The sequence below is a fragment of the Pedobacter alluvionis genome, from assembly GCF_003664035.1.
Classification (GTDB): domain Bacteria; phylum Bacteroidota; class Bacteroidia; order Sphingobacteriales; family Sphingobacteriaceae; genus Pedobacter; species Pedobacter alluvionis.
Window position 1 is genome coordinate 1,459,189 of sequence record NZ_RCCK01000010.1, and the last position, 19,512, is coordinate 1,478,700.

Annotated in this window: 17 protein-coding genes; 12 read left to right on the forward strand and 5 right to left on the reverse strand. The window is 36.6% G+C overall.

The genetic code is table 11. The annotated features are described in order from the left end of the window. Positions 1 to 149: 149 nt before the first annotated feature. The 3 genes from BCL90_RS06400 to BCL90_RS06410 all read left to right on the forward strand — a co-directional run bounded on the left by BCL90_RS06400 (position 150) and on the right by BCL90_RS06410 (position 2,958). A complete protein-coding gene (locus BCL90_RS06400) occupies positions 150 to 1,241 on the forward strand; it encodes a PQQ-dependent sugar dehydrogenase (RefSeq protein ID WP_121283163.1) in 1,092 nt (363 codons plus the stop codon). 297 nt (positions 1,242 to 1,538) lie between these two features. Further along, the gene (locus tag BCL90_RS06405; RefSeq protein ID WP_121283164.1) at positions 1,539 to 2,243 is read left to right on the forward strand and encodes a CoA transferase subunit A; all 705 of its coding nucleotides are present in this window, start codon (positions 1,539 to 1,541) and stop codon (positions 2,241 to 2,243) included. A gap of 55 nt (positions 2,244 to 2,298) precedes the next feature. Continuing rightward, the gene (locus tag BCL90_RS06410; RefSeq protein ID WP_121283165.1) at positions 2,299 to 2,958 is read left to right on the forward strand and encodes a CoA transferase subunit B; all 660 of its coding nucleotides are present in this window, start codon (positions 2,299 to 2,301) and stop codon (positions 2,956 to 2,958) included. 176 nt (positions 2,959 to 3,134) lie between these two features. Here the strand turns inward: BCL90_RS06410 and BCL90_RS06415 are convergent, their stop codons facing one another. Together BCL90_RS06415 and BCL90_RS06420 are read right to left on the reverse strand one after the other, a co-directional pair. Continuing rightward, positions 3,135 to 3,785 carry a uridine kinase family protein gene (locus BCL90_RS06415; RefSeq protein WP_121283166.1) on the reverse strand — a complete coding sequence of 217 codons (651 nt, stop codon included), beginning with the start codon at positions 3,783 to 3,785 and terminating at the stop codon, positions 3,135 to 3,137. Continuing rightward, positions 3,782 to 5,311 (reverse strand): LysM peptidoglycan-binding domain-containing protein, encoded by a 1,530-nt coding sequence (locus BCL90_RS06420; RefSeq protein WP_121283167.1) that lies wholly within the window; start codon positions 5,309 to 5,311, stop codon positions 3,782 to 3,784. Before BCL90_RS06420 ends, BCL90_RS06415 begins: the two co-directional genes overlap by 4 nt. Before the next feature lie 282 nt (positions 5,312 to 5,593). Here BCL90_RS06420 and BCL90_RS06425 point away from each other — a divergent pair, with 282 nt between their 5' ends. Next, positions 5,594 to 6,073 carry a Dps family protein gene (locus BCL90_RS06425; protein ID WP_121283466.1) on the forward strand — a complete coding sequence of 160 codons (480 nt, stop codon included), beginning with the start codon at positions 5,594 to 5,596 and terminating at the stop codon, positions 6,071 to 6,073. A gap of 106 nt (positions 6,074 to 6,179) precedes the next feature. Further along, positions 6,180 to 8,015: a UbiD family decarboxylase gene (locus tag BCL90_RS06430; RefSeq protein ID WP_121283168.1), complete on the forward strand. Its 1,836-nt coding sequence runs from the start codon at positions 6,180 to 6,182 to the stop codon at positions 8,013 to 8,015. A 24-nt stretch (positions 8,016 to 8,039) separates the two neighbouring features. Here BCL90_RS06430 and BCL90_RS06435 read toward each other — a convergent pair whose 3' ends face one another. From BCL90_RS06435 to BCL90_RS06445, 3 genes are read right to left on the reverse strand one after another with little or no spacing between them, the layout of a single operon-like run. Next, on the reverse strand, positions 8,040 to 9,668 hold the full coding sequence (locus BCL90_RS06435) for a hypothetical protein (RefSeq protein ID WP_121283169.1): 1,629 nt from the start codon (positions 9,666 to 9,668) through the stop codon (positions 8,040 to 8,042). Positions 9,669 to 9,693: 25 nt separating this feature from the next. Beyond that, positions 9,694 to 9,921: a hypothetical protein gene (locus BCL90_RS06440; RefSeq protein ID WP_121283170.1), complete on the reverse strand. Its 228-nt coding sequence runs from the start codon at positions 9,919 to 9,921 to the stop codon at positions 9,694 to 9,696. Between the two features lie 46 nt (positions 9,922 to 9,967). Next, complete coding sequence (locus BCL90_RS06445; RefSeq protein WP_121283171.1) at positions 9,968 to 10,294, reverse strand: hypothetical protein; 327 nt, start codon at positions 10,292 to 10,294, stop codon at positions 9,968 to 9,970. A gap of 368 nt (positions 10,295 to 10,662) precedes the next feature. Between BCL90_RS06445 and BCL90_RS06450 the strand changes: the two genes are divergently transcribed. The 7 genes from BCL90_RS06450 (at position 10,663) to BCL90_RS06480 (ending at position 19,493) form a co-directional block, all read left to right on the forward strand. Then, a complete protein-coding gene (locus BCL90_RS06450; protein ID WP_121283172.1) occupies positions 10,663 to 11,532 on the forward strand; it encodes a hypothetical protein in 870 nt (289 codons plus the stop codon). Positions 11,533 to 11,542: 10 nt separating this feature from the next. After that, positions 11,543 to 12,199, forward strand: coding sequence for a hypothetical protein (locus BCL90_RS06455; protein ID WP_121283173.1), 657 nt, complete (start codon positions 11,543 to 11,545; stop codon positions 12,197 to 12,199). After that, positions 12,166 to 12,951 (forward strand): sensor histidine kinase, encoded by a 786-nt coding sequence (locus tag BCL90_RS06460; protein WP_121283174.1) that lies wholly within the window; start codon positions 12,166 to 12,168, stop codon positions 12,949 to 12,951. Before BCL90_RS06455 ends, BCL90_RS06460 begins: the two co-directional genes overlap by 34 nt. After that, positions 12,944 to 13,603, forward strand: coding sequence for a response regulator (locus BCL90_RS06465; RefSeq protein WP_121283175.1), 660 nt, complete (start codon positions 12,944 to 12,946; stop codon positions 13,601 to 13,603). The genes BCL90_RS06460 and BCL90_RS06465 overlap by 8 nt, the downstream gene beginning before the upstream one ends. Positions 13,604 to 13,750: 147 nt before the next feature. Continuing rightward, the gene (locus BCL90_RS06470) at positions 13,751 to 14,158 is read left to right on the forward strand and encodes a hypothetical protein (protein WP_134380592.1); all 408 of its coding nucleotides are present in this window, start codon (positions 13,751 to 13,753) and stop codon (positions 14,156 to 14,158) included. Continuing rightward, positions 14,125 to 16,128, forward strand: a complete 2,004-nt coding sequence (locus BCL90_RS06475) for a hypothetical protein (RefSeq protein ID WP_121283177.1) — start codon at positions 14,125 to 14,127, stop codon at positions 16,126 to 16,128. The genes BCL90_RS06470 and BCL90_RS06475 overlap by 34 nt, the downstream gene beginning before the upstream one ends. A gap of 356 nt (positions 16,129 to 16,484) precedes the next feature. Further along, entirely contained in the window at positions 16,485 to 19,493 is a 3,009-nt protein-coding gene (locus tag BCL90_RS06480; protein ID WP_121283178.1) for a SusC/RagA family TonB-linked outer membrane protein, read from the forward strand. Positions 19,494 to 19,512 lie beyond the last annotated feature (19 nt).

Below are 19,512 nucleotides of genomic sequence, written 5' to 3' on the forward strand. Positions count from 1 at the left end.
TCTTAATGCTTTTAGTTGTGGTGCAGGATGTTACCATCCGGCACTAAATTACATTTTTTGAAATCTGTCAGATGGTAACATCTGACAGCAATACAGAAAAACTAAAACTTTTATAACCGTAACTATGTTATTTTTAAAATGTTACGGTTATGAAAAAAATCTTACTCTGCCTTTTTGTGGTATTGTTTACCACAACTTGCAAAAAGAATGACGATGATAGTAATGATGATCCAGGTACACTACCTGATGTAACGTTAAAATCAAAGGTTATTGTTTCTGGGTTAAGTTTACCATGGGAAATGGTTTACGGACCTGATAATCTGATCTGGTTTACTGAAAAAGCAGGGAAAATCAGCCGTTTGAATCCTGCTACAGGTCAAATTACACCCTTATTAACCATTTCAGAAGTACGTACCAATGGAGAAGGTGGTTTGTTGGGCATGGCCTTACATCCTGATTTCACTGCTAATCCTTATGTTTATGTGGTTTATGGATATGGAAGCACTTATAAGTCCAAAGTGGTCCGTTATACTTATAGCGGAGGTAATTTAACCAATCCATTAGTTTTACTCGATCAGATTCCAGCTGCCTCCATACACAATGGCTCACGCTTATTGATCAGCGGCGGTAAATTGTTTATCAGTACTGGTGATGCCTCCGATACTGCCAATCCTCAAAATATAAATTCATTGGCAGGCAAAATTTTAAGGATCAATTTAGATGGTTCTATTCCTGCAGATAATCCTTACCCAAATAATCCGGTTTGGAGTTTGGGACATCGTAATCCGCAGGGACTGATTCAGGTGGGCAACAAAATATTTTCCTCTGAACATGGACCGGATTCTGATGATGAAATAAATATTATCGAAAAAGGAAGGAATTATGGATGGCCGAACATCAAGGGTTTTTGTAATGAAAGTGGCGAACAATCGTTCTGTAGTTTGAACAATGTGGCAGAGCCATTAATCAACTGGACACCTACAATTGCACCAAGTGGTTTGACTTATTACAACAATGATTATATTCCGCAGTTTAAAAATTCGTTGTTGTTAGCGGTGTTAAAAGGTACGAAACTGATGCAACTGAAATTAGATGATACGCAGACAAAAATTATAGGGACTAAAGATTTTTATGTGAATACCTATGGAAGAATACGAGCTGTTTGCCAATCACCGGAAGGAAAGATCTATCTCTGTACCAGTAATGGAAATGATGATAAAATCATTGAAATTGCGAAATAAGCTTATTTATTTTTATTACCAGGGCACTTTTTACAGCGTTTGCCCTTTTTAAATTTCTCACAACATTTTTTGTGCTCAGCCGTGCAGCTTAGGATAAATCCCATGCCCTTTTGGAATTCAGGGTCTGTAGGTAATATAAACAGGCTTTCTTCTCTCTCGTAAATCATTGCAACACAAAGGTAATAGTTATTTAGATTAATTCCAATCAATTTATATTCCTAATAGATTTAAAAAATTTTAAATGCTGCATTTTTGATGGCAATTTGTAATTTAGCGAACTAACCAAAAATTCATAAAATGATAAATAAAGTGGTATCTGGAGCTGAAGAGGCTATCAAAGATATATCAGATGGTGCAACCCTAATGCTTGGTGGTTTCGGGCTTTGTGGTATTCCGGAGAATTGTATAAATGCTTTGGTGAGCAAACAGGTCAAAAATTTAACCTGCATTTCCAACAATGCTGGTGTTGATGATTTTGGTATCGGTTTGATGCTAAAGCAGCGTCAGGTTAAAAAAATGATTTCTTCTTACGTAGGAGAAAATGCTGAGTTTGAAAGGCAGTTGTTAAGCGGCGAACTGGAAGTAGACCTTATTCCTCAGGGTACTTTGGCTACCCGTTGTCTTGCAGCCGGATATGGCATGCCTGCAATTTTTACCCCGGCAGGTGTAGGAACAGAAGTAGCAGAAGGTAAAGAAGTACGTAATTTTGATGGTAAGGATTATTTAATGGAATACGCATTTGATGCCGATTTTGCCATTGTAAAAGCATGGAAAGGCGATACCGCAGGGAATTTAATCTTTAGATCTACCAGCCGGAATTTTAATCCAGTTATGGCTATGGCAGGTAAAGTTACCATCGCTGAGGTGGAAGAATTGGTAGAAGCTGGCGAATTAGATCCGGATTATATTCATACTCCTGGTATTTATGTGCACCGCATTTTTCAGGGTAAAGATTATGAGAAAAGAATTGAGCAGCGTACGGTGAGGAAGTCTGAAGTATAATAGCATATTAGTACATTACTCATTCTATCAATCAAAATTCAAACGTTTAAAATTTATGTTTTCAAAAGAAGAGATCGCACAGCGCATCGCTAAAGAAATAAAAGATGGATACTATGTTAACCTTGGCATCGGCATACCTACGCTGGTGGCCAACTATATTCCAAAGGGAATTAATGTAGTATTACAATCTGAAAATGGTTTGCTGGGCATGGGGCCATTTCCTTTTGAAGGGGAAGAAGATGCCGATTTAATTAATGCTGGGAAACAAACCATTACCACTTTACCAGGATCATCTATTTTTGATTCGGCCATGAGTTTTGGGATGATCCGTGCTCAAAAAGTAGATTTAACCATTCTGGGAGCCATGGAGGTGTCAGAAACTGGAGATATTGCTAACTGGAAAATTCCCGGTAAAATGGTTAAAGGAATGGGTGGAGCAATGGATTTGGTTGCCTCGGCCAAAAACATCATTGTAGCCATGCAGCACATCAACAAAGCTGGTGAAAGTAAATTGTTGCCAAAATGTACCTTGCCGTTAACCGGTGTGAAATGTATTAAAAAAATTGTAACGGAGCTGGCGGTTTTAGATATTTTACCTGAAGGTGGTTTTAAACTTTTGGAGCGTGCACCCGGCGTGAGTATCGAATTTATACAGCAATCTACGGCAGGTAGATTGGTTGTGGAAGGTGAAATACCTGAAATGAGACTGGATTAATTAGTGGTTTGTGGCGACACAAACCACGGCAATTAGAATGATCGTCATTCTCGCGCAGGCGGGAACCACGAAGTGCTCAGCGAAGCTAATCTTAATGGATCCTGTAAACCTATCAAGACATTACGATTCCTAGTAAAAAGAGAATTCAAGTTTTAAAAACTTGAATTCTCTGGTGTTTACTGTATATCCACCAAAATGCTATTCCTCAAATCATTCGAAATATTTTCCGTGATGGCGATAATTTCGTCTGGCTCATTGGTATTATTCATGACTACCTTATTGCATTGTTCACGGTAGGGTAGCAGGTATTCTTTATACGCGGGTACTACATGGTTGTGCCATTTGTACAATACGTCATCTTCCGGATAACCCCTTTCTAAACCATCGCGTTTGATACGGCGGTCCAAAGCAACTTGTTCATCCGCATCAACAAAAATGGTATGATCCAGTAAAGCGGCGATTTCTTTAAAATGGAGGATAAAAAGCCCCTCTACAATAATAATAGGTGCTGATTTAATTTCCAGTATTTTAACTACAGCCAAAGGGTTATTGAAGTTGTATTCTTTTTTATAAACCACTTCACCGCTCATTAATTGTTTAATGTCTCTCAAAAACTGTTCACTGTCAATGGTTAAAGGAAGATCGAAGTTGTATAATTTGTTTTCTTCCTGTGTCATGTCACCGGCAGGGATGTAATAATCATCCTGTGATACCAGGGTTACTTCATCTTGTTTAAAATGATGGAGAAAGCAGTTTAGGAAAAATGTTTTGCCCGATCCGCTACCACCGGCAATGCCAATTATGAATGGTTTTTTGTTTAAACTCATTGAGCACTATATGTTAAATTGCAGAAAAAACGTTTGTCTAAAGCGCCCAGTGAATCGGCTACAGCTTTAGTCATTACAATGATAACATCTTTTGTGGATTCGTTCTCTGTAAATTTACCAACAACTTTGGCAAAGGTAGTGCGGTTGGTCATTGGGTTGGTAATTTTGATTACCCTGCCCACAGGCGCTGTACGGTGCAAAACCAACATTTTTGTTCCGTCCATATCTTGGTCTTCAATCCAAACTGCGGCTCCTTTTTCTTCGATCTGACTTAAACCATATACGCTCGGATCCCGGCGAAGTTTAGGGTCTTTAACCATAGTACTGTCTGGTTCATTTTCCTGTTGTTCTTTTGATAAATCATTTACCGATTTAGGTTGTGGTGGTTTAGGAATAATCAGTTTCTGGCCTACCTTGATGTTGTTATCGTCCAGTTTATTTGCTGTTCTGATCTGATAAGCCGTTAAATTATATTTTTTAGCTATAGAGAAAATGTTTTCGCCAGTTGCTACCGTATGGATAAAACTTTCTTCTTTGGCTTCTACCGGTACTTCTTTTGTTTTGGTTTCAGCCTGTTTTTCTTTTGGTACCTGAACATCTGCAATGATGCCGCCAGGAACTTTTAAAACCTGCCCGATAGTAATGGCATTATCAGGAAGATTGTTCATTGTTCTAATCTGATAAGCAGTAATTCCATATTGCTTGGCAATGGTGAAAATGGTTTCATTCCTTAAAACGGTGTGTGTGCCTGCTGTATCACTGGATTTATTCTCTTGTTTAGGCTTCTCTTCAACAGTAGCTGAAACTGCTTTAGTTTCGTCGATGTTTTTTGTCGCCGGGATTTTAAGTTTCTGACCAATACGGAGGTTATTACCCGAAAGGTTGTTGACTTTTTTTACTTCTTCAACCGTAGTGCCGTATTTTTCGGCAATTTTTCCTAAAAATTCTTTACGCGCAACAGTATGCTCAATCATAGTTTGATCTGAAGCAGGAGTGCTGTTTACAGGTGATTCTGTATTGTTTTTTACAGGTGACGTAACTGGTTCAGTTGCCGCGTTCTGCGCTCCGTTTTTTGCCGGTATTTTTAAAACCTGACCGATGCTTAAATTACTGCCCTTTAAGTTATTTAAAGTCTTAATTTCATTTATGGTTGTGCCATATTTTTCGGCCAGCATATTTAAATTTTCTTTTGGCTTAATGGTATGCTCAATCACATTGCCAGTTGCAGCAGTTTGAGCCTGCGCATTGTTAGATGATCCTGTTGCTGTAAAAGGAATATTTGTAGGGACTTTGATGATCACACCAACCTGTAGATATTTGTTTTCGTTAAAAGCCATAATATCTTTTGGCGATACATTGTATCTTCTGCCAATAGAATAATAAGTGTCTTTTGCTACGGTTTGGTGAACGATCAGTTTTTTGCCTTTATTGTTTTCTACACCGATAGAGTCTCTTGCTGTATTGGCTTTAGCATTTGCAATATTAAGTGCAAATAACACTACAGCAGATAAATATATTTTATGCATTTATTTTTATCTAAATTTCTAAGTGAAAGGGAGCAATTATACGAATAATATTGTTAACCATCTTTAGTTGAACTGTTGGTTTTTATGTAAAAATAAGATCGTATTAATTTTTTTGAATTGATATATAATTCATATACAAACGTTTATAGTATCCTTATTTTGTTTTTATTAAATATTAAACGATTTAATAAATAACGTATTGTTCAAGAGACAAAATTGAGTAAAACTTTTATAAATTTGGTTTGTTACGTTGACAATAAAAACATTATAAATCATAACAAAATGGACGCTAAAGAAATAAGCTTAAACGAGAAAGAAGTTAAACCAGTTGTAGATCTGTTAAATGATTATTTGGCTAATTACCACATTCATTATCAAAAATTAAGAGGTTGCCATTGGAACATTAAAGGTCAGAATTTTTTCACACTTCATGTTAAGTTTGAAGAGTTATATACCAATGCTCAACTAACTATCGATGAAATTGCTGAGCGTGTATTAACCTTAGGTAAAGCACCGCATAGCCGTTTTGCTGATTATATTAAAGAATCTAAAATTAAAGAGATTGATACCATTGGAATGAAAGACCTTGATATGGTTGATGCTATTTTAGATGATATGGCTGCATTGATCGAATTGGAAAGAGAACTCTTAGAAGCTACTGATACTGCCGGAGACGATGGCTCTAACGATATGGTTAACCGTTTTATGCAGTTTAAAGAGAAAAATACCTGGATGTTACGCTCTTTCGCAGGTAAGAAATAATATCTTATTAGTAGGTTAAGTGGCCCTATATAAGTAGATTTATTGTAAAATCTGCTTATACAGGGCTTTTTTGTTTCATAGAAAGTCTAATTATTTATCTTTGGGCATGGCGTACAAAAGTTTAGCAGAATGTGTTTCCGATCTTGAAAAGCACGGTCATTTAATCAGAATAAAAGAAGAAGTAGATCCTTATTTAGAAATGGCAGCCATCCATTTGAGGGTTTACGAAAAGCAAGGACCGGCACTGTTATTCGAAAAAGTTAAAGGAAGTCTTTTTCCTGCAGTTTCTAACCTGTTCGGAACTTTAGAAAGATCAAAATTCATTTTTAGGGATACCTTACCTAAGGTACAGCAATTGGTTTCGTTGAGAAACGATCCTATAAAGGCATTGAAAAATCCATTCAAATATGCAGGTTCGGCAATGTCTGCTTTATCGGCTCTGCCTTTAAAAACACCGTCCGCGAAAAATAAGTTTTTGAAAACAAGCATCAGTCAGTTACCGCAGATTGTAAACTGGCCTATGGATGGTGGCCCATTTGTTACCATGCCACAGGTTTATACCGAAGATGTAGATAAACCGGGTGTATTAAATGCCAATTTAGGGATGTACCGCATTCAGTTAGGCGGAAACGATTATATTCAGGATAAAGAAATTGGTCTGCACTACCAGATCCACAGGGGAATAGGCGTGCACCAATCTAAAGCGAACGCCCTTGGACAGCCTTTAAAAGTGAGTATTTTTGTCGGAGGTCCGCCTTCACATCCTTTGGCCGCAGTAATGCCATTGCCTGAAGGTTTGTCGGAAATGACTTTTGCCGGTGCGCTTGGCGACAGGCGTTTCCGTTATTTTTATGACGATGAAGGTTTCTGTATCTCTGCTGATGCCGATTTTATCATCACCGGAACCGTTTATCCAAACGAAAATAAACCAGAAGGACCTTTTGGTGATCACCTTGGTTATTATAGTTTAACGCATCCTTTTCCTTTAATGAAAGTGCACAATGTGTACCATAAAAAAGATGCAATATGGTCGTTTACTGTAGTTGGTCGCCCGCCGCAGGAAGATACCAGTTTTGGCGCATTGATTCATGAGATTACCGGTTCAGCCATTCCACAGGAAATACATGGTTTAAAAGAAGTTCATGCGGTTGACGCCGCTGGTGTTCACCCTTTGCTTTTTGCCATTGGTAGCGAACGTTATACGCCATATTTAAAAGAAAGAAGACCACAGGAAATTTTAACCATTGCCAACCATATTCTGGGTAAAAACCAGTTGAGTTTAGCCAAATACCTTTTTATAGCGGCTAAAGAAGATAATCAGCAATTGAGTACGCATCATATTAAAGATTTTATCAAACATATATTAGAGCGGATTGATTTAACCAGAGACATCCATTTTTATACCAATACCACTATTGATACGCTGGATTACAGTGGAGACGGATTAAATAGTGGTTCGAAAGTGGTAATTGCTGCCGCAGGTAATCAAAAAAGAGAATTGTGGAGCCATTTCCCTGAAGGACTGAAGCTAAGTGATGCTTTTTATCAACCCAAAATTGCCATGCCAGGCGTTTTGGTTTTATCGGCTAATAAATACCTGAATCCAGAGAAAACAGCTGCAGAAATAGCGCTGCTGAATATGGCCCTGATCGATCAGGATTTATCTGGTCTGCCTTTAATTATATTGGCCGATGATGCTGAGTTTACCGCTGCAACGATTGATAACTTTGTTTGGGTAACTTTTACAAGAAGCAATCCGGCAGCAGATATTTATGGTATTAACGATTTTACGATCAACAAACATTGGGGCTGTAAGGGTTCGATGATTATCGATGCCCGAAAAAAGCCCCACCACGCACCCGAATTAATAAAGGATGGAGTGGTAGAGGCTAAGATTGATGAAATGGGTAAAGAGGGGGGAGCGTTATTTGGGGTGGTATAAATTTAAAAGCAGATTCAGTTAGTTTTATCTGCCCAAAATATATGTCGAATAACCAACTTGCAATTGCGAAAAATTATTCTTGATATTTCCTATTTCCCAATTCATCCTGAACCGACCAAATACTTTACTCTTAGGGTTAACCTGTATGGTCATGAGCATTTCTGATGTATTAAGCCAAGCATGGTTTTTAGGCTTTAATATGGAAGCATTATCTCTATCAAACCCCACCATTTGAACAACTTGATTTAAAGGTTTAAAGTATATCCATTTATTTGCTATTGAAAAGTTAAATTGTTCCTGAGGAAAAAATTTAATTTTAATTTCAGGATAAACCTGTAAGGTACTAACTGAAATATCTTTGGTAAATTTGGTTTTGGTAATGGTTGTACCATTAATTGTAGTTAATGAATCTATAGTGTCCGTAAATCCAAAACGTGCGCCTAAATTAAAGTAAATATGAAACTTTCGGCCAGGGTTATTTACAAATGCAAGATTCAGATCTGTTCCTACAGAAAGCCATTGATATTGATATAAACTTAGCGCATTTGCATATCTATGATATTGATTACCAAATTGGTTTATATTTGTACCACCAGTGTTAAACCGAACGGAATCTAAATCGTGGAGATTAAGTTTTCGATTATGTTGCTCAATTTTAGAAAGGGTAGCAACCGGTGAGATGTATTGAAAAAAACCACCGCTTTTATAAGCCCAATAATATAAAAATCGTGGTGCTCGGTGTTGATAGGTGTTTGTATTAATTCGTTTAGCCAATTCAACCTGAATAATACCATTTGGCTTTTCCTCATTAAAACCTTTAAAATCGGAATAGAAATGTGCTTCAAAAAGTTTACTTGTTTCTTCTTTGTGTAACATGATGGAAGTTCCACCTGGCATTTCATTCAAAGAGGTATCTTTGGGGCTATAATCTCGCCTACCGGGTTCTTTCCTATAATTATATGAAATGACATCGCTTAAATTCAATAAAAAAACTTTTGTTTTTTTTTGTGCATAAGGCGACGATTTTTCTTCATATAAGTTATACTTGTTGAAATTTCGAATATTATCTTCAGAAGACATTCCTACAGGATATTCCAAAATATATTTATGTGGTTCCTCATCTTTTTCAAATTTTACATACGCAACAATACTTTCGAGGTATCCTTCTGATATTTCGGCATCAATTTTAACTAGCTTATACCGGAGATCAGTTTTAGCCAATGAGAATTTATTACTGTCGGGATTAAAATAATTTATATATAATTTAGCATAAGGTTTAACACTAAATAATCCCGCCTCGGGCAATTTATTTTGTAAAATAAGTTGAAATTTGTTAAAAAGCTTGTTCGCAAATGTTTTCCAATTATCTTTTTCGAGTTTCTTTACAGAATCCGGAAGATTACAAACGGTGTCAAATGTTTGAACGAACCTTGTTGCAAAAGCATCAATATCTTGTGAATAATTGACATATTTTTTAAGTTCAGTATCCTTATCATCTTTTATTGTTACTTGTATGTAACCATCTTTAGGTTCACAGCTAATTGGGAAACTTTTTCCATTTACGATTAATTCCATAGTTAACGGATAGGTTTGGCCGAAAACTGAAAAGGAAATCAAAAGTAATAAAGTAAATATTGAATATATTTTCTTCATGATTTCGTTAGTTTAATTGTTAGAGTTATTCACAAATTTCAGTCGTTTCGAACCAAACACATTCGCCCGATGGATCAGACATGCACCTGTGAAGCACCCCATTGATACAAACACTATCACCACATTTACATGGAGATATAAGTTCAACATGATTAGAGCTATTGTCTTTTGCTATAAAACCAACAGTATGTTTTTTTACTGTTTCGTTTTTGAATTCAAGTGATAAGAATTGATTTTTTTTCTTTTTTGCCATGATTGATACTTTTTAATTATAAATGAATTTTACTGAAATTGATAGATTAATTATCATCCTGATTGGCAGAAGGAGCCAATAAACCCGCCAGTGCTCCGATTACCGCAGAGCCGATTGAAGCGATAATGGTAATTACTTTATCTGCAGCCTGTATTTCTTTAACATTGATTAAAATACCAGTGGTAACTACTAATAAAACCAAACTAAGTGCACTAACAACCAGTCTGTATATCCAAACATCATTTTTAGGGTTAGATGCTGCTTTTTTGATTAATGTATCCTTTGGGTCAGCATCAAATTGCTGCTTTAATTGAGGATTTTGGTCGAGGTCTTTAATAAAGCTTTCGACTTTGTTTAATGAGAGTTTTGTCATGATTTTAGGTTTTTAGTTTTTACTAATTTTCATCTGTTCTTTTATAAGGTTTATAAATGACCTGTTTTATTTAATTATTTTTCTTATCAAAACTACTGCTCGAAACATATTCAAATCAAGCGTGAAAACATTAGGATTTATACGCGTGAAAAGCGCAATGAGTTACCGTAAAATCGCGGTATTTTTAAATAAATGTACCTACGATTAAGTAATCGAAAAGCTGGATAAAAGCTGTTTAGTGCGGCTTTTTGAGTTTGAAAATGAGTTTGTTGTAAGGTTTTATATTGATTGTCTATTTTCTGTTTCAAATAAGGTTCGTGTATATTTAGATATAACTTATTTATAAACCTCAAACTAAATTAAAAGCTATGAAAGAGAATTTAACTAATTTCAGACAAAGACCATTACCAATTACTTATGTAACAACTTCAGAAAGTGAGAAAAGAATACAATGGTTTATTAATTTTAAATACCCTATACTTGATGCCTTAACCAAACAACAAGAAGGGGGGGCTGAAAACAAAAAACTGGATTTTATTGATCTAAAAACAGCAGTTGAATTTTTTAAGCGTATTCTTGTGGATAGCCCAAGTCGCAACTCTGTAAATGGGGTGAGGGCATATTTTGCCTCTCCATCTAGCGATGGCACGGTAAGTCCCGGTAAATGTGGCAAACTTACCCTCATTTTCGTGGCTGCTATTGGTGAGAAAAACTCGGATATAGGTTCATACTACGGATTTAAAGATGGGAATTTTGTTGTTATACCAGAAGATGAAGCTAGAGCAGCAGTTCACAATTTTCAAAAAATAAAAAGAAATAATCTTTTTAGTACCCTATCTGATGATGATATTCGAGACGATTGCAAAGAAACAAAACATTTGTTGTTTAGTATAGATCAAATAGAAGAAACAATTGCTGAGATGGAATATCAAAGTCAAAACCATGGAGATATAGTAAAAGGTTTTGGTATTCGTTTTTCTTCTTATACAGATCAAGATTATCGATTTGAAAATAGTAAGGTTGTTCAATATCATAAAAGGCTTACTATTGGTTTCTCCTTTATAGATTGGCAAAATGAAGATATCGGAATTAAACAAATTGATCCTGTGGAATTTAAGGAAAGACTTACAGTCACAATAAGCAAGGAGCGATTCATTGGAGATACCTTTGATACAGGTGTTCCTGCCCCACCTCCTCCAACCAATGATAATATGGCAGCATTAGATTACGAAATTTAATTAAGTCAAGATGTCTACACTAACTTATTTTTACATAGCATCGCTGGCTTTAGCAACGTTAGCAGGAATAATAAAATTCCGTAAGGATTTTCCTATTCATCTAAAAGTTATTATTTTGTTGTTGCCTTATGTTTTGCTTGTAGAAATAAGTGTAGTGTTTTTTAGAAACCTGATTAAAGACAATAATGTATTGCCACAGTACAATGTCGTTATGCTGATTGAGTTTCTGATATATGCCTATTTTTTTAAAACAATAATCGTTTCAGCATTTCTGAAAAAGGCAATATCAATCTTTATGATCTTGTTCCCTGTATTCTGGTATATTTCAGTGTTCTTTATATTTAAAATTACAGAATGGAATAGCTATATTTTTCTGGTAGGTGGCACTTTTACAATTATCTGGGCTTTAGTTTATTGCTATCAGTTGTTAACCTCAATCGAAAATGTGAGACTTAATAGTTGTAGCGAGTTCTGGATAGCACTTGGCATCATTATCTTTTATTCTAGCCAAGTTCCTTTTATGGGTATATACAATTTTCTGATCGTCAATTATCCATCATTAATTATGAACTTTCAGATTGGCCTTCAGGTAACAAATATTATTATGTACTCTTTATTTACGTATGCTTTTTTATGCAAAAAGACCATTATAATGAAGTATTCTTAGCGGTTTTACTCACTACAGTTATTTTTCTGTTCTTATCAATAGCAATTGTTTTCCTGATGCTCTATTTTCAGAAAAAGAAATTCCAGTATGCAAAAGAAAAAGGAGAACTGGAAAAGCAATATGGCGAGCAATTGCTGCAATCTCGGCTCGAAATGCAGGAGCAAACATTTGAAATGATAAGTGAGGAAATACATGATAATGTTGGGCAGTTACTAAGTTTAGCTAAACTACAATTGAGTATTCTGGAGCAAAAAGAAACCAGTGATAAATCATTGATTACTGAAATTAAAGTAAATTTGGGCAACGCCCTTACCGATTTACGTGATATTGCAAAAAGCTTGAGCACAAGCCGTATCCAGGAGTTAAGTTTGTTGCAGGCGGTAGAACAGGAATTACAGCGCATAGGCAGGGCAGGAGTTATTGTTTGCAAGGTTGAGGTAACCGGTAACGAACAGCAGATTGCAGAACAGAAGAAGACTATCATCTTCCGGATTGTGCAGGAAAGTTTGCAAAATATATTAAAACATGCCCAAGCCACCGCAATCGATGTTGGATTTGATTTTTCAGAACAGCTAAACATCACTATCGAAGATAATGGTGTCGGTTTTTGTGCGGGTGAAAAAGATAAATTTGAGACTGGGTTGGGGCTTCAGAATATTGTAAAACGCGCTACACTGATTATGGGAGAAGCTACAATCGATAGTGTGATTAATAATGGAACTAAAATTACCTTAACTATTCCTTATGTCTGACCAGATTAAAAATATAGCCTTAGTTGATGATCACGTCTTGTTTAGAAAAGGATTGGCTGCTTTAATCAGCTATTTTCCGTCCTATAACATATTATTTGAGGCTGCTAACGGAAAAGATTTTATCAGACAGTTAAAAATATACGATGTACCTGATATCGTGTTGCTTGATATCAACATGCCCGAAATGGATGGATATAGTACGGCTTCATGGCTGCGGACAAATCATCCGGAAGTAAACATACTTGCTTTGAGTACCATGGATGCAGAAACTGCTATTATTAAAATGATTACCAATGGCGCCAAAGGTTATGTGTTAAAAGATGCTGAACCTGAAGAGCTTAAACGTGCTTTTGACGAGGTGATCAGTAAAGGGTATTTTTATAATGACCTTGTGACCAGGAAAGTCATGCAGTCGCTGAGTTCGTTAGCTACAAATTCGAAAATCTCAGACTTCGTAAAACTTACAGAAAGGGAAATGGAGTTTCTGAAATATACCTGTACTGAAAAAACGTATAATGAAATTGCAGCTGAAATGTTTGTGAGTCCGCGTACAATTGATGGTTACAGAAATTCTTTATGCGAAAAATTACAGTTAAAAAGCCGTACAGGATTGGCTTTGTATGCCGTGAAGCATGGAATAGTTAAAATTTAGAGGTTTTTAAATCATATAATCTTCACAAACTGTGCTTAAAATTAAGTCACTAATTGGAGATAATTTGAGAATCTAGCTAAAATTTTCGATTTTTAACTAGATCATCGAAATATGCTTTCAAAATTTCAAATCCTCTTTACCTGTATCATGCTTTTATTAGTAGAGGTAAAGGCGCAGGATGTAAAACTAGATAGTGTGGCTTTAAATATTAACCATTATGGTTTAGAAACGGCTCAATCTAATCTGTTTGTTCATTTCGACAAAACCGTTTACACCAATAACGATCAGGTTTGGTTTAGCGGGTATTTGCTAAAAACCATTACCAACTTAGATCAATACCATACACTTTATTTATCGCTGATCAATAACAGTGATAGTAGTGTAGTAATCCAGGATAAATTTTTGATTGAAAAAGGATTTGCATTCGGTGCACTTACCTTGCCTGATTCGCTGCCGGGCGGTTCCTATCGTTTTGTAGCGAATACCATATTAAAAAGGATAATCAGCCAGATGGCGGATTCGTGCAGCCCATTATCATTAAATCTACTACTGTAAATCCATTAACAGCCAATATTTCTATTTTTAAAGCTTATGATGAGCAGAGCAAAAATGGAATAGCATTGTTAAAAATTTTATCCAGTGACAACCGTTTCGTTGAAAATGCAGAAATAAAATATCAGATCGGTAAGGATAAAAAAACATTGCTCACCGGTTCAGCTAAAAGTAGTGTAATTGGTGAACTGATGATTAACTTTCCTGCGGATAAAATTACACGGGATAATAACCAACTTAATGTTTCCATCAAAAAAGGTAAAGATATCAGGCACATTAAGTTTAATCTTCCGGTGAGGAGCCGTTCAAATTATCAGATTCAATTTTACCCCGAAGGTGGTTACCTGATTGATCGCTTAACTTCGAATGTAGGTTTTGAAATTAAAGACCTGGAAGGCACTGCAATGAAAGCGACGGGTATCTTGTATGAAAATGACATAGTGATTGATACCCTTAAAAGCAATTCTACAGGGCTTGGTTCATTTTCAATCTGTCCAAAGCCATCAAAAAAATATTACGTTAAACTTTTTGACAGTGAACAGGAAGGTAACAATTATCATTTACCTGCGGCATTAAAACATGGAGCTGTTTTAACAGCAGGAACAGCAATAGCCGAAAATGATTTCAGGCTACAGCTGGTGGCCAATAATAATCAAAAAGTTCATATTCTGGTGCATAATTTCGCTGATGTTTTTTTGCATGCCGATTTGATATTAGCGGCTAACAAAACCCAAAATTTAAGGTTTAAGTTAGATTCCGTTCCTATTGGATTAAATACCGTCACCATTTTAGATAGTAATTATCGCCCAATGGCCGAAAGGATTTTCTTTGCACATTATGATCAGCTTAATCAGACCGAATTATCTACTGATAAAAATGAATACGGCACAAGAGATCAGGTGAATTTAAAATTGAATGTAAGTGGTAAAAGTAAAGCTCCGTTGACGGCACTGGTGTCTGTTTCATGTACCCAAGCCAATTGGGTATCAGTTGGAAATAACCAGAATATTATCGATTATTTTTATTTACAACAACATTTAAAACCCCTTCCTAACCGACCGATGGGTTTGAAGTATGTGGATCAGGATTATCTGAATGATGTACTGCTGGTTAAAACCTGGAGCAGATATAAATGGCCTGAAGAAGAGGTGTTTAATAAAAAAGCAGCGCTTTCGAGCTTTGATTACCATGGTGAAATTACCAGAAGAAAGAAGTTACTGACCAGCCCCCTGGGTTTAACAACAATAGCTGGGGAAAACCTTAATTTTCTGGATACAGACAGTGCGGGCAGATTTAATATTCCATTTGATCATCTCCTGATTAAAGAACCGAAAACACCGGTTTGGCTGGGAATGGTTGCCGATAGATATGATTTGTACTCGCTTGAAATAAATAATCCGCAAGAAGAACTGACAAAATACATTGTACAGCAAAATTTTGAACTTCCCAATGTAAGAGCTGAGATACTTAATAATGGTTATCAAAGCATCACTTCAGCTGCTGGTATCAAACTTAAAGAAGTTGTGATTAATGAGAATAATCAAAATACCGATTATGCCGAAAGAACTTATAATAAATGTGGTGATTATGTTTGCAGGTATAACATTTTAAACTGTCCTAACCATCCTGCGGATGTTGGCAGTAGAAGTCCGGTAAATGGTAAAACTTATTCCAATGGGAAAGGTGGTGAAATGATTTACCAGGGGTGTTTGGAGGCAGAGCGTAAACCTAATATTACCATCCTCAAGGGAATCAACCTTGCTAAAGAGTTCTATGTGTCTGATATCAATAACAAAAATGAACCTATCAATTTTTCAACGGTGTATTGGAACTACCAAATAAAGATAAAAGGTGAAACATCCATTAGTTTTAATACAGGCGATTTAACCGGACCGTTTAAAATTATTTTACAGGGCGTAACGGATGGGGGAGTGGTTTATGGGGAGAAGGAGATTATGGTGAAGCGTAAATAAAAATTTTTAAGCATACACAGGTTATACTTTCAATTTTAATTAACTACTTTTTTGTTGATGCTACTTTGTGTATCTGCGAATCGCCTGATTTTTAACTAACAGAAATCGGTGCTGAAAATCTGGTTGGTTCAAACAACAATCAGTAGGCAGAAAGCCTAAATATCAAACATATTGCTTCAACATCATTTCGGTTGTTCAAATTTTATTTGATCAGTTAAATAAATCACAATTTATTAACGTATTTAAGAAGATTGTAACATTTGCGTTAATTTCTGGTCAATACGTGTTAAAATCAGCATTCTATCTGGCTTTTTATAAACCTAAATTTGGTCATACTACTAACTAAACTGAATACAATGACCAGATTAAAGATTACTTTGTTCATTTTGACTATGCTCTGTTGCGTGCAGATTTATGGTCAAACGCCACTGATTAGTGGCAAAATTATAGATGTATCGGGGCAACCAATTCCAGGTATATCGGTAAAAGTTAAAGGAACAGCCGTTGGTAGCTCTTCCGATGCAAAAGGGCTATTCTCAATTAAAAGCGGAAACCCGGCTACACTGGTTTTTAGTGGCATTGGTTATACAACCAAAGAATTTGCTTATAATGGGCAAAGCAACATAACCATCACTTTAAGCGAAGACCAGCAAAACCTGAATGAGATTGTAGTGACTGCACTAGGTGTAAAGCGGGAAAAACGTAACCTTACCTATAGTTCTCAAGAGGTAAAAGGTGAGCAATTGACCCAGACCAAAGAGCCTAATTTAGTAAATGCTCTGGCCGGTAAAGTTTCGGGTGTTCAGATTACGAGTTCTTCGGGCACTCCGGGTAGTTCATCGCGTATTGTAATCAGGGGAGCCAATTCCCTTTTTGGCAACAATGAAGCTTTGATGGTAATTGATGGTATTCCGGTTAACAATGATGAAACAGGTAATCTCAACATGGGGCCAGGCACCAACCGTATTGCCGATCTTGATCCAAATATTATAGAAAGCATCAATGTGTTAAAAGGTGGTGCAGCAACAGCGCTATATGGATCTGACGGTGCAAAAGGTGTGATTATTATCACTACAAAAGCAGGTAGCCTGAATAAAAAGCCTTCCTTGAGTTTTTCATCATCATTTTCTATGGAGAAACCACTTTTGCCCGAAATCCAGAATAAATATTCATTAGGATCTAACGGCGTATATTTTGATGGTGTGAACCAGAAAACAAGTACTTCATGGGGAGCAAGGATGGATACCCTGAAAATTAATGGTCAGCCTGCACAGGTATACGATCAGTCTGATTTATTTTTCAAAACCGGAAAAACATATACCAACACGGTAGCCGTAAATGGGGGTGGAGCTTACAACTCTTATTTTATATCGTATACCAATTTTGCTCAGGATGGAACGGTACCTGGCACTTCGTTCGACCGGAATACCGTTTTTGGGAAATTCAGCACCGAGATATTAAAGGATCTCAATATTACCTTTTCCCTTAACTATGCCAATACCAAAAACAATAGGCTGCCTGAAGGATATGCCCTTGAAAGCCCTGTATGGACTATTTTTACAGCGCCAGTTTCCTATAATCTACAGCCTGCCCTCAACCCGGACGGCACGCAGAGGCTGTTCCGTTTTTCCAGGAACAACCCATATTGGGTATTGGATAACATCAGCAATACTTCGGTAGTAAACAGGTTTTTACCAACTTTTAATGCTGATTACAAAGTATTGAACTGGTTAACTATAACGGAACGTTTTGGTGCTGATGTTTATGTTGAACAGGGCAAATATCATGAATCGTTGCTCTCGGTTTCGAACCCTAATGGCCGGATCGTAAACAACAACACCAATTTCAGGCAATATAATAATGACCTGATCATCGGTGCCAACAAAAGTTTTGGTGATTTTACCATCGATGCGCTATTGGGCAACAACATATTATCAACCTATACTGAAACTGCCTATGCCAACGGCCTGGGTATAACCGTTCCAGGGTTTGATAACATTGGATCTACATCAAATATAAATTTTAAGGAAACAAGTTATCTGACCAGAAAAATAGGATTCTATTTACAGTCTAATATTGATTATAAAAAATTCTTAATCCTCTCCCTTACCGGAAGGTACGACGGCACTTCTGTACTGGCCAAAAACAACAGTTTTTATCCTTATGGTTCTGCTGCTACAAGTTTTATCTTTTCCAATTTCTTTTCGAAAGAACTATCGGATATCATGAGTTTTGGGAAATTAAGATTATCCTATAGTACAGTGGGGAATGCCAGCATTGGGCCATATAACCTGCTTACGCCGTACGAATCATTGCCGATAAGAAACATTACCTTTCCTTATCAGCAACAGGCTGGCTTTTTGATCAGTCAAACCTTAGGCAATCCGAACCTAAAAAATGAACGGATCAATGAATTTGAGATCGGTTTAGAAACAGGTTTCTTTAAAAACCGTTTAAGCCTGGAGGTTACCTATTTCGATAAAAAGACAAACAACGGGATCATTCCTAATGTAGCACTGGCACCGTCAACCGGGTTTAACGCTACGAGTGTAAATACAGCTGTAATGCGCAACAGAGGTATCGAGCTGCTTTTAAATGCAAAACCTATAAAAACGGAGAATTTCAGCTGGGACCTGACCCTGAATTATAGCAGGATCAGAAATAAGGTCCTTTCGATCAATAATAATCTGGAGCGCCTCGACAACGGCTTTACCGTTATTTTTCCAAACCAGCCTTATGGGGTAATCTTTGGTACCCGTTACGCCAGAAACAGTGAAGGAAAATTGTTAATCGGTAATGATGGGTTACCATTTGCTGCAGATGAACAGGGTATAATCGGTGATATTAATCCAGATTGGATGGGCGGTATTGTTAATAATTTCAAGTATAAACAGTTTACGCTTAGTTTCTCTTTTGATATGAAAAAGGGAGGCGATATCCAAAACAATGTGGATGGTTACGGCTATTTCTATGGCACACCAAAAGTTACCGAAGACCGTGGTCCACGTGTTGTTGAGGGTGTAAATGCGACTACAGGTTTGCCGAATACAGTGTCTGTTTCAGGACAGGCTTATTACCAGAGGGCCAATGGTGTATTGGAATCGGTTATCCAGGACGGTACTTATGTAAAATTGAGAAATGTTAGCATGGGGTATAACCTAAAACCAACATGGCTGCAAAAAACACCTTTCAAAACTATTGGCTTGCAGGTTACGGGTAGAAATTTGTGGATATATGCACCACACTTTACAGGTGGAGACCCTGAAGTAAGTTCTTTTGGTTCTTCAAACGGATCTCAGGGGATTTATTCCTTCTCAACCCCAACATCCCGCTCGGTAGATTTCAGTTTAAGATTAACATTATAAACCCAATACATAAAAAAGA

What these genes read in the sequence shown, in the direction of transcription:
- BCL90_RS06465 (WP_121283175.1), top strand. Translation starts at nt 12,944, where the DNA reads ATGTCTGACCAGATTAAAAATATAGCCTTAGTTGATGATCACGTCTTG.
- BCL90_RS06435 (WP_121283169.1), bottom strand. Translation starts at nt 9,668, where the DNA reads ATGAAGAAAATATATTCAATATTTACTTTATTACTTTTGATTTCCTTT.
- BCL90_RS06470 (WP_134380592.1), top strand. Translation starts at nt 13,751, where the DNA reads ATGCTTTTATTAGTAGAGGTAAAGGCGCAGGATGTAAAACTAGATAGT.
- BCL90_RS06405 (WP_121283164.1), top strand. Translation starts at nt 1,539, where the DNA reads ATGATAAATAAAGTGGTATCTGGAGCTGAAGAGGCTATCAAAGATATA.
- BCL90_RS06460 (WP_121283174.1), top strand. Translation starts at nt 12,166, where the DNA reads ATGCAAAAAGACCATTATAATGAAGTATTCTTAGCGGTTTTACTCACT.
- BCL90_RS06420 (WP_121283167.1), bottom strand. Translation starts at nt 5,311, where the DNA reads ATGCATAAAATATATTTATCTGCTGTAGTGTTATTTGCACTTAATATT.
- BCL90_RS06445 (WP_121283171.1), bottom strand. Translation starts at nt 10,294, where the DNA reads ATGACAAAACTCTCATTAAACAAAGTCGAAAGCTTTATTAAAGACCTC.
- BCL90_RS06410 (WP_121283165.1), top strand. Translation starts at nt 2,299, where the DNA reads ATGTTTTCAAAAGAAGAGATCGCACAGCGCATCGCTAAAGAAATAAAA.
- BCL90_RS06425 (WP_121283466.1), top strand. Translation starts at nt 5,594, where the DNA reads ATGGACGCTAAAGAAATAAGCTTAAACGAGAAAGAAGTTAAACCAGTT.
- BCL90_RS06430 (WP_121283168.1), top strand. Translation starts at nt 6,180, where the DNA reads ATGGCGTACAAAAGTTTAGCAGAATGTGTTTCCGATCTTGAAAAGCAC.
- BCL90_RS06455 (WP_121283173.1), top strand. Translation starts at nt 11,543, where the DNA reads ATGTCTACACTAACTTATTTTTACATAGCATCGCTGGCTTTAGCAACG.
- BCL90_RS06415 (WP_121283166.1), bottom strand. Translation starts at nt 3,785, where the DNA reads ATGAGTTTAAACAAAAAACCATTCATAATTGGCATTGCCGGTGGTAGC.
- BCL90_RS06400 (WP_121283163.1), top strand. Translation starts at nt 150, where the DNA reads ATGAAAAAAATCTTACTCTGCCTTTTTGTGGTATTGTTTACCACAACT.
- BCL90_RS06450 (WP_121283172.1), top strand. Translation starts at nt 10,663, where the DNA reads ATGAAAGAGAATTTAACTAATTTCAGACAAAGACCATTACCAATTACT.
- BCL90_RS06480 (WP_121283178.1), top strand. Translation starts at nt 16,485, where the DNA reads ATGACCAGATTAAAGATTACTTTGTTCATTTTGACTATGCTCTGTTGC.
- BCL90_RS06440 (WP_121283170.1), bottom strand. Translation starts at nt 9,921, where the DNA reads ATGGCAAAAAAGAAAAAAAATCAATTCTTATCACTTGAATTCAAAAAC.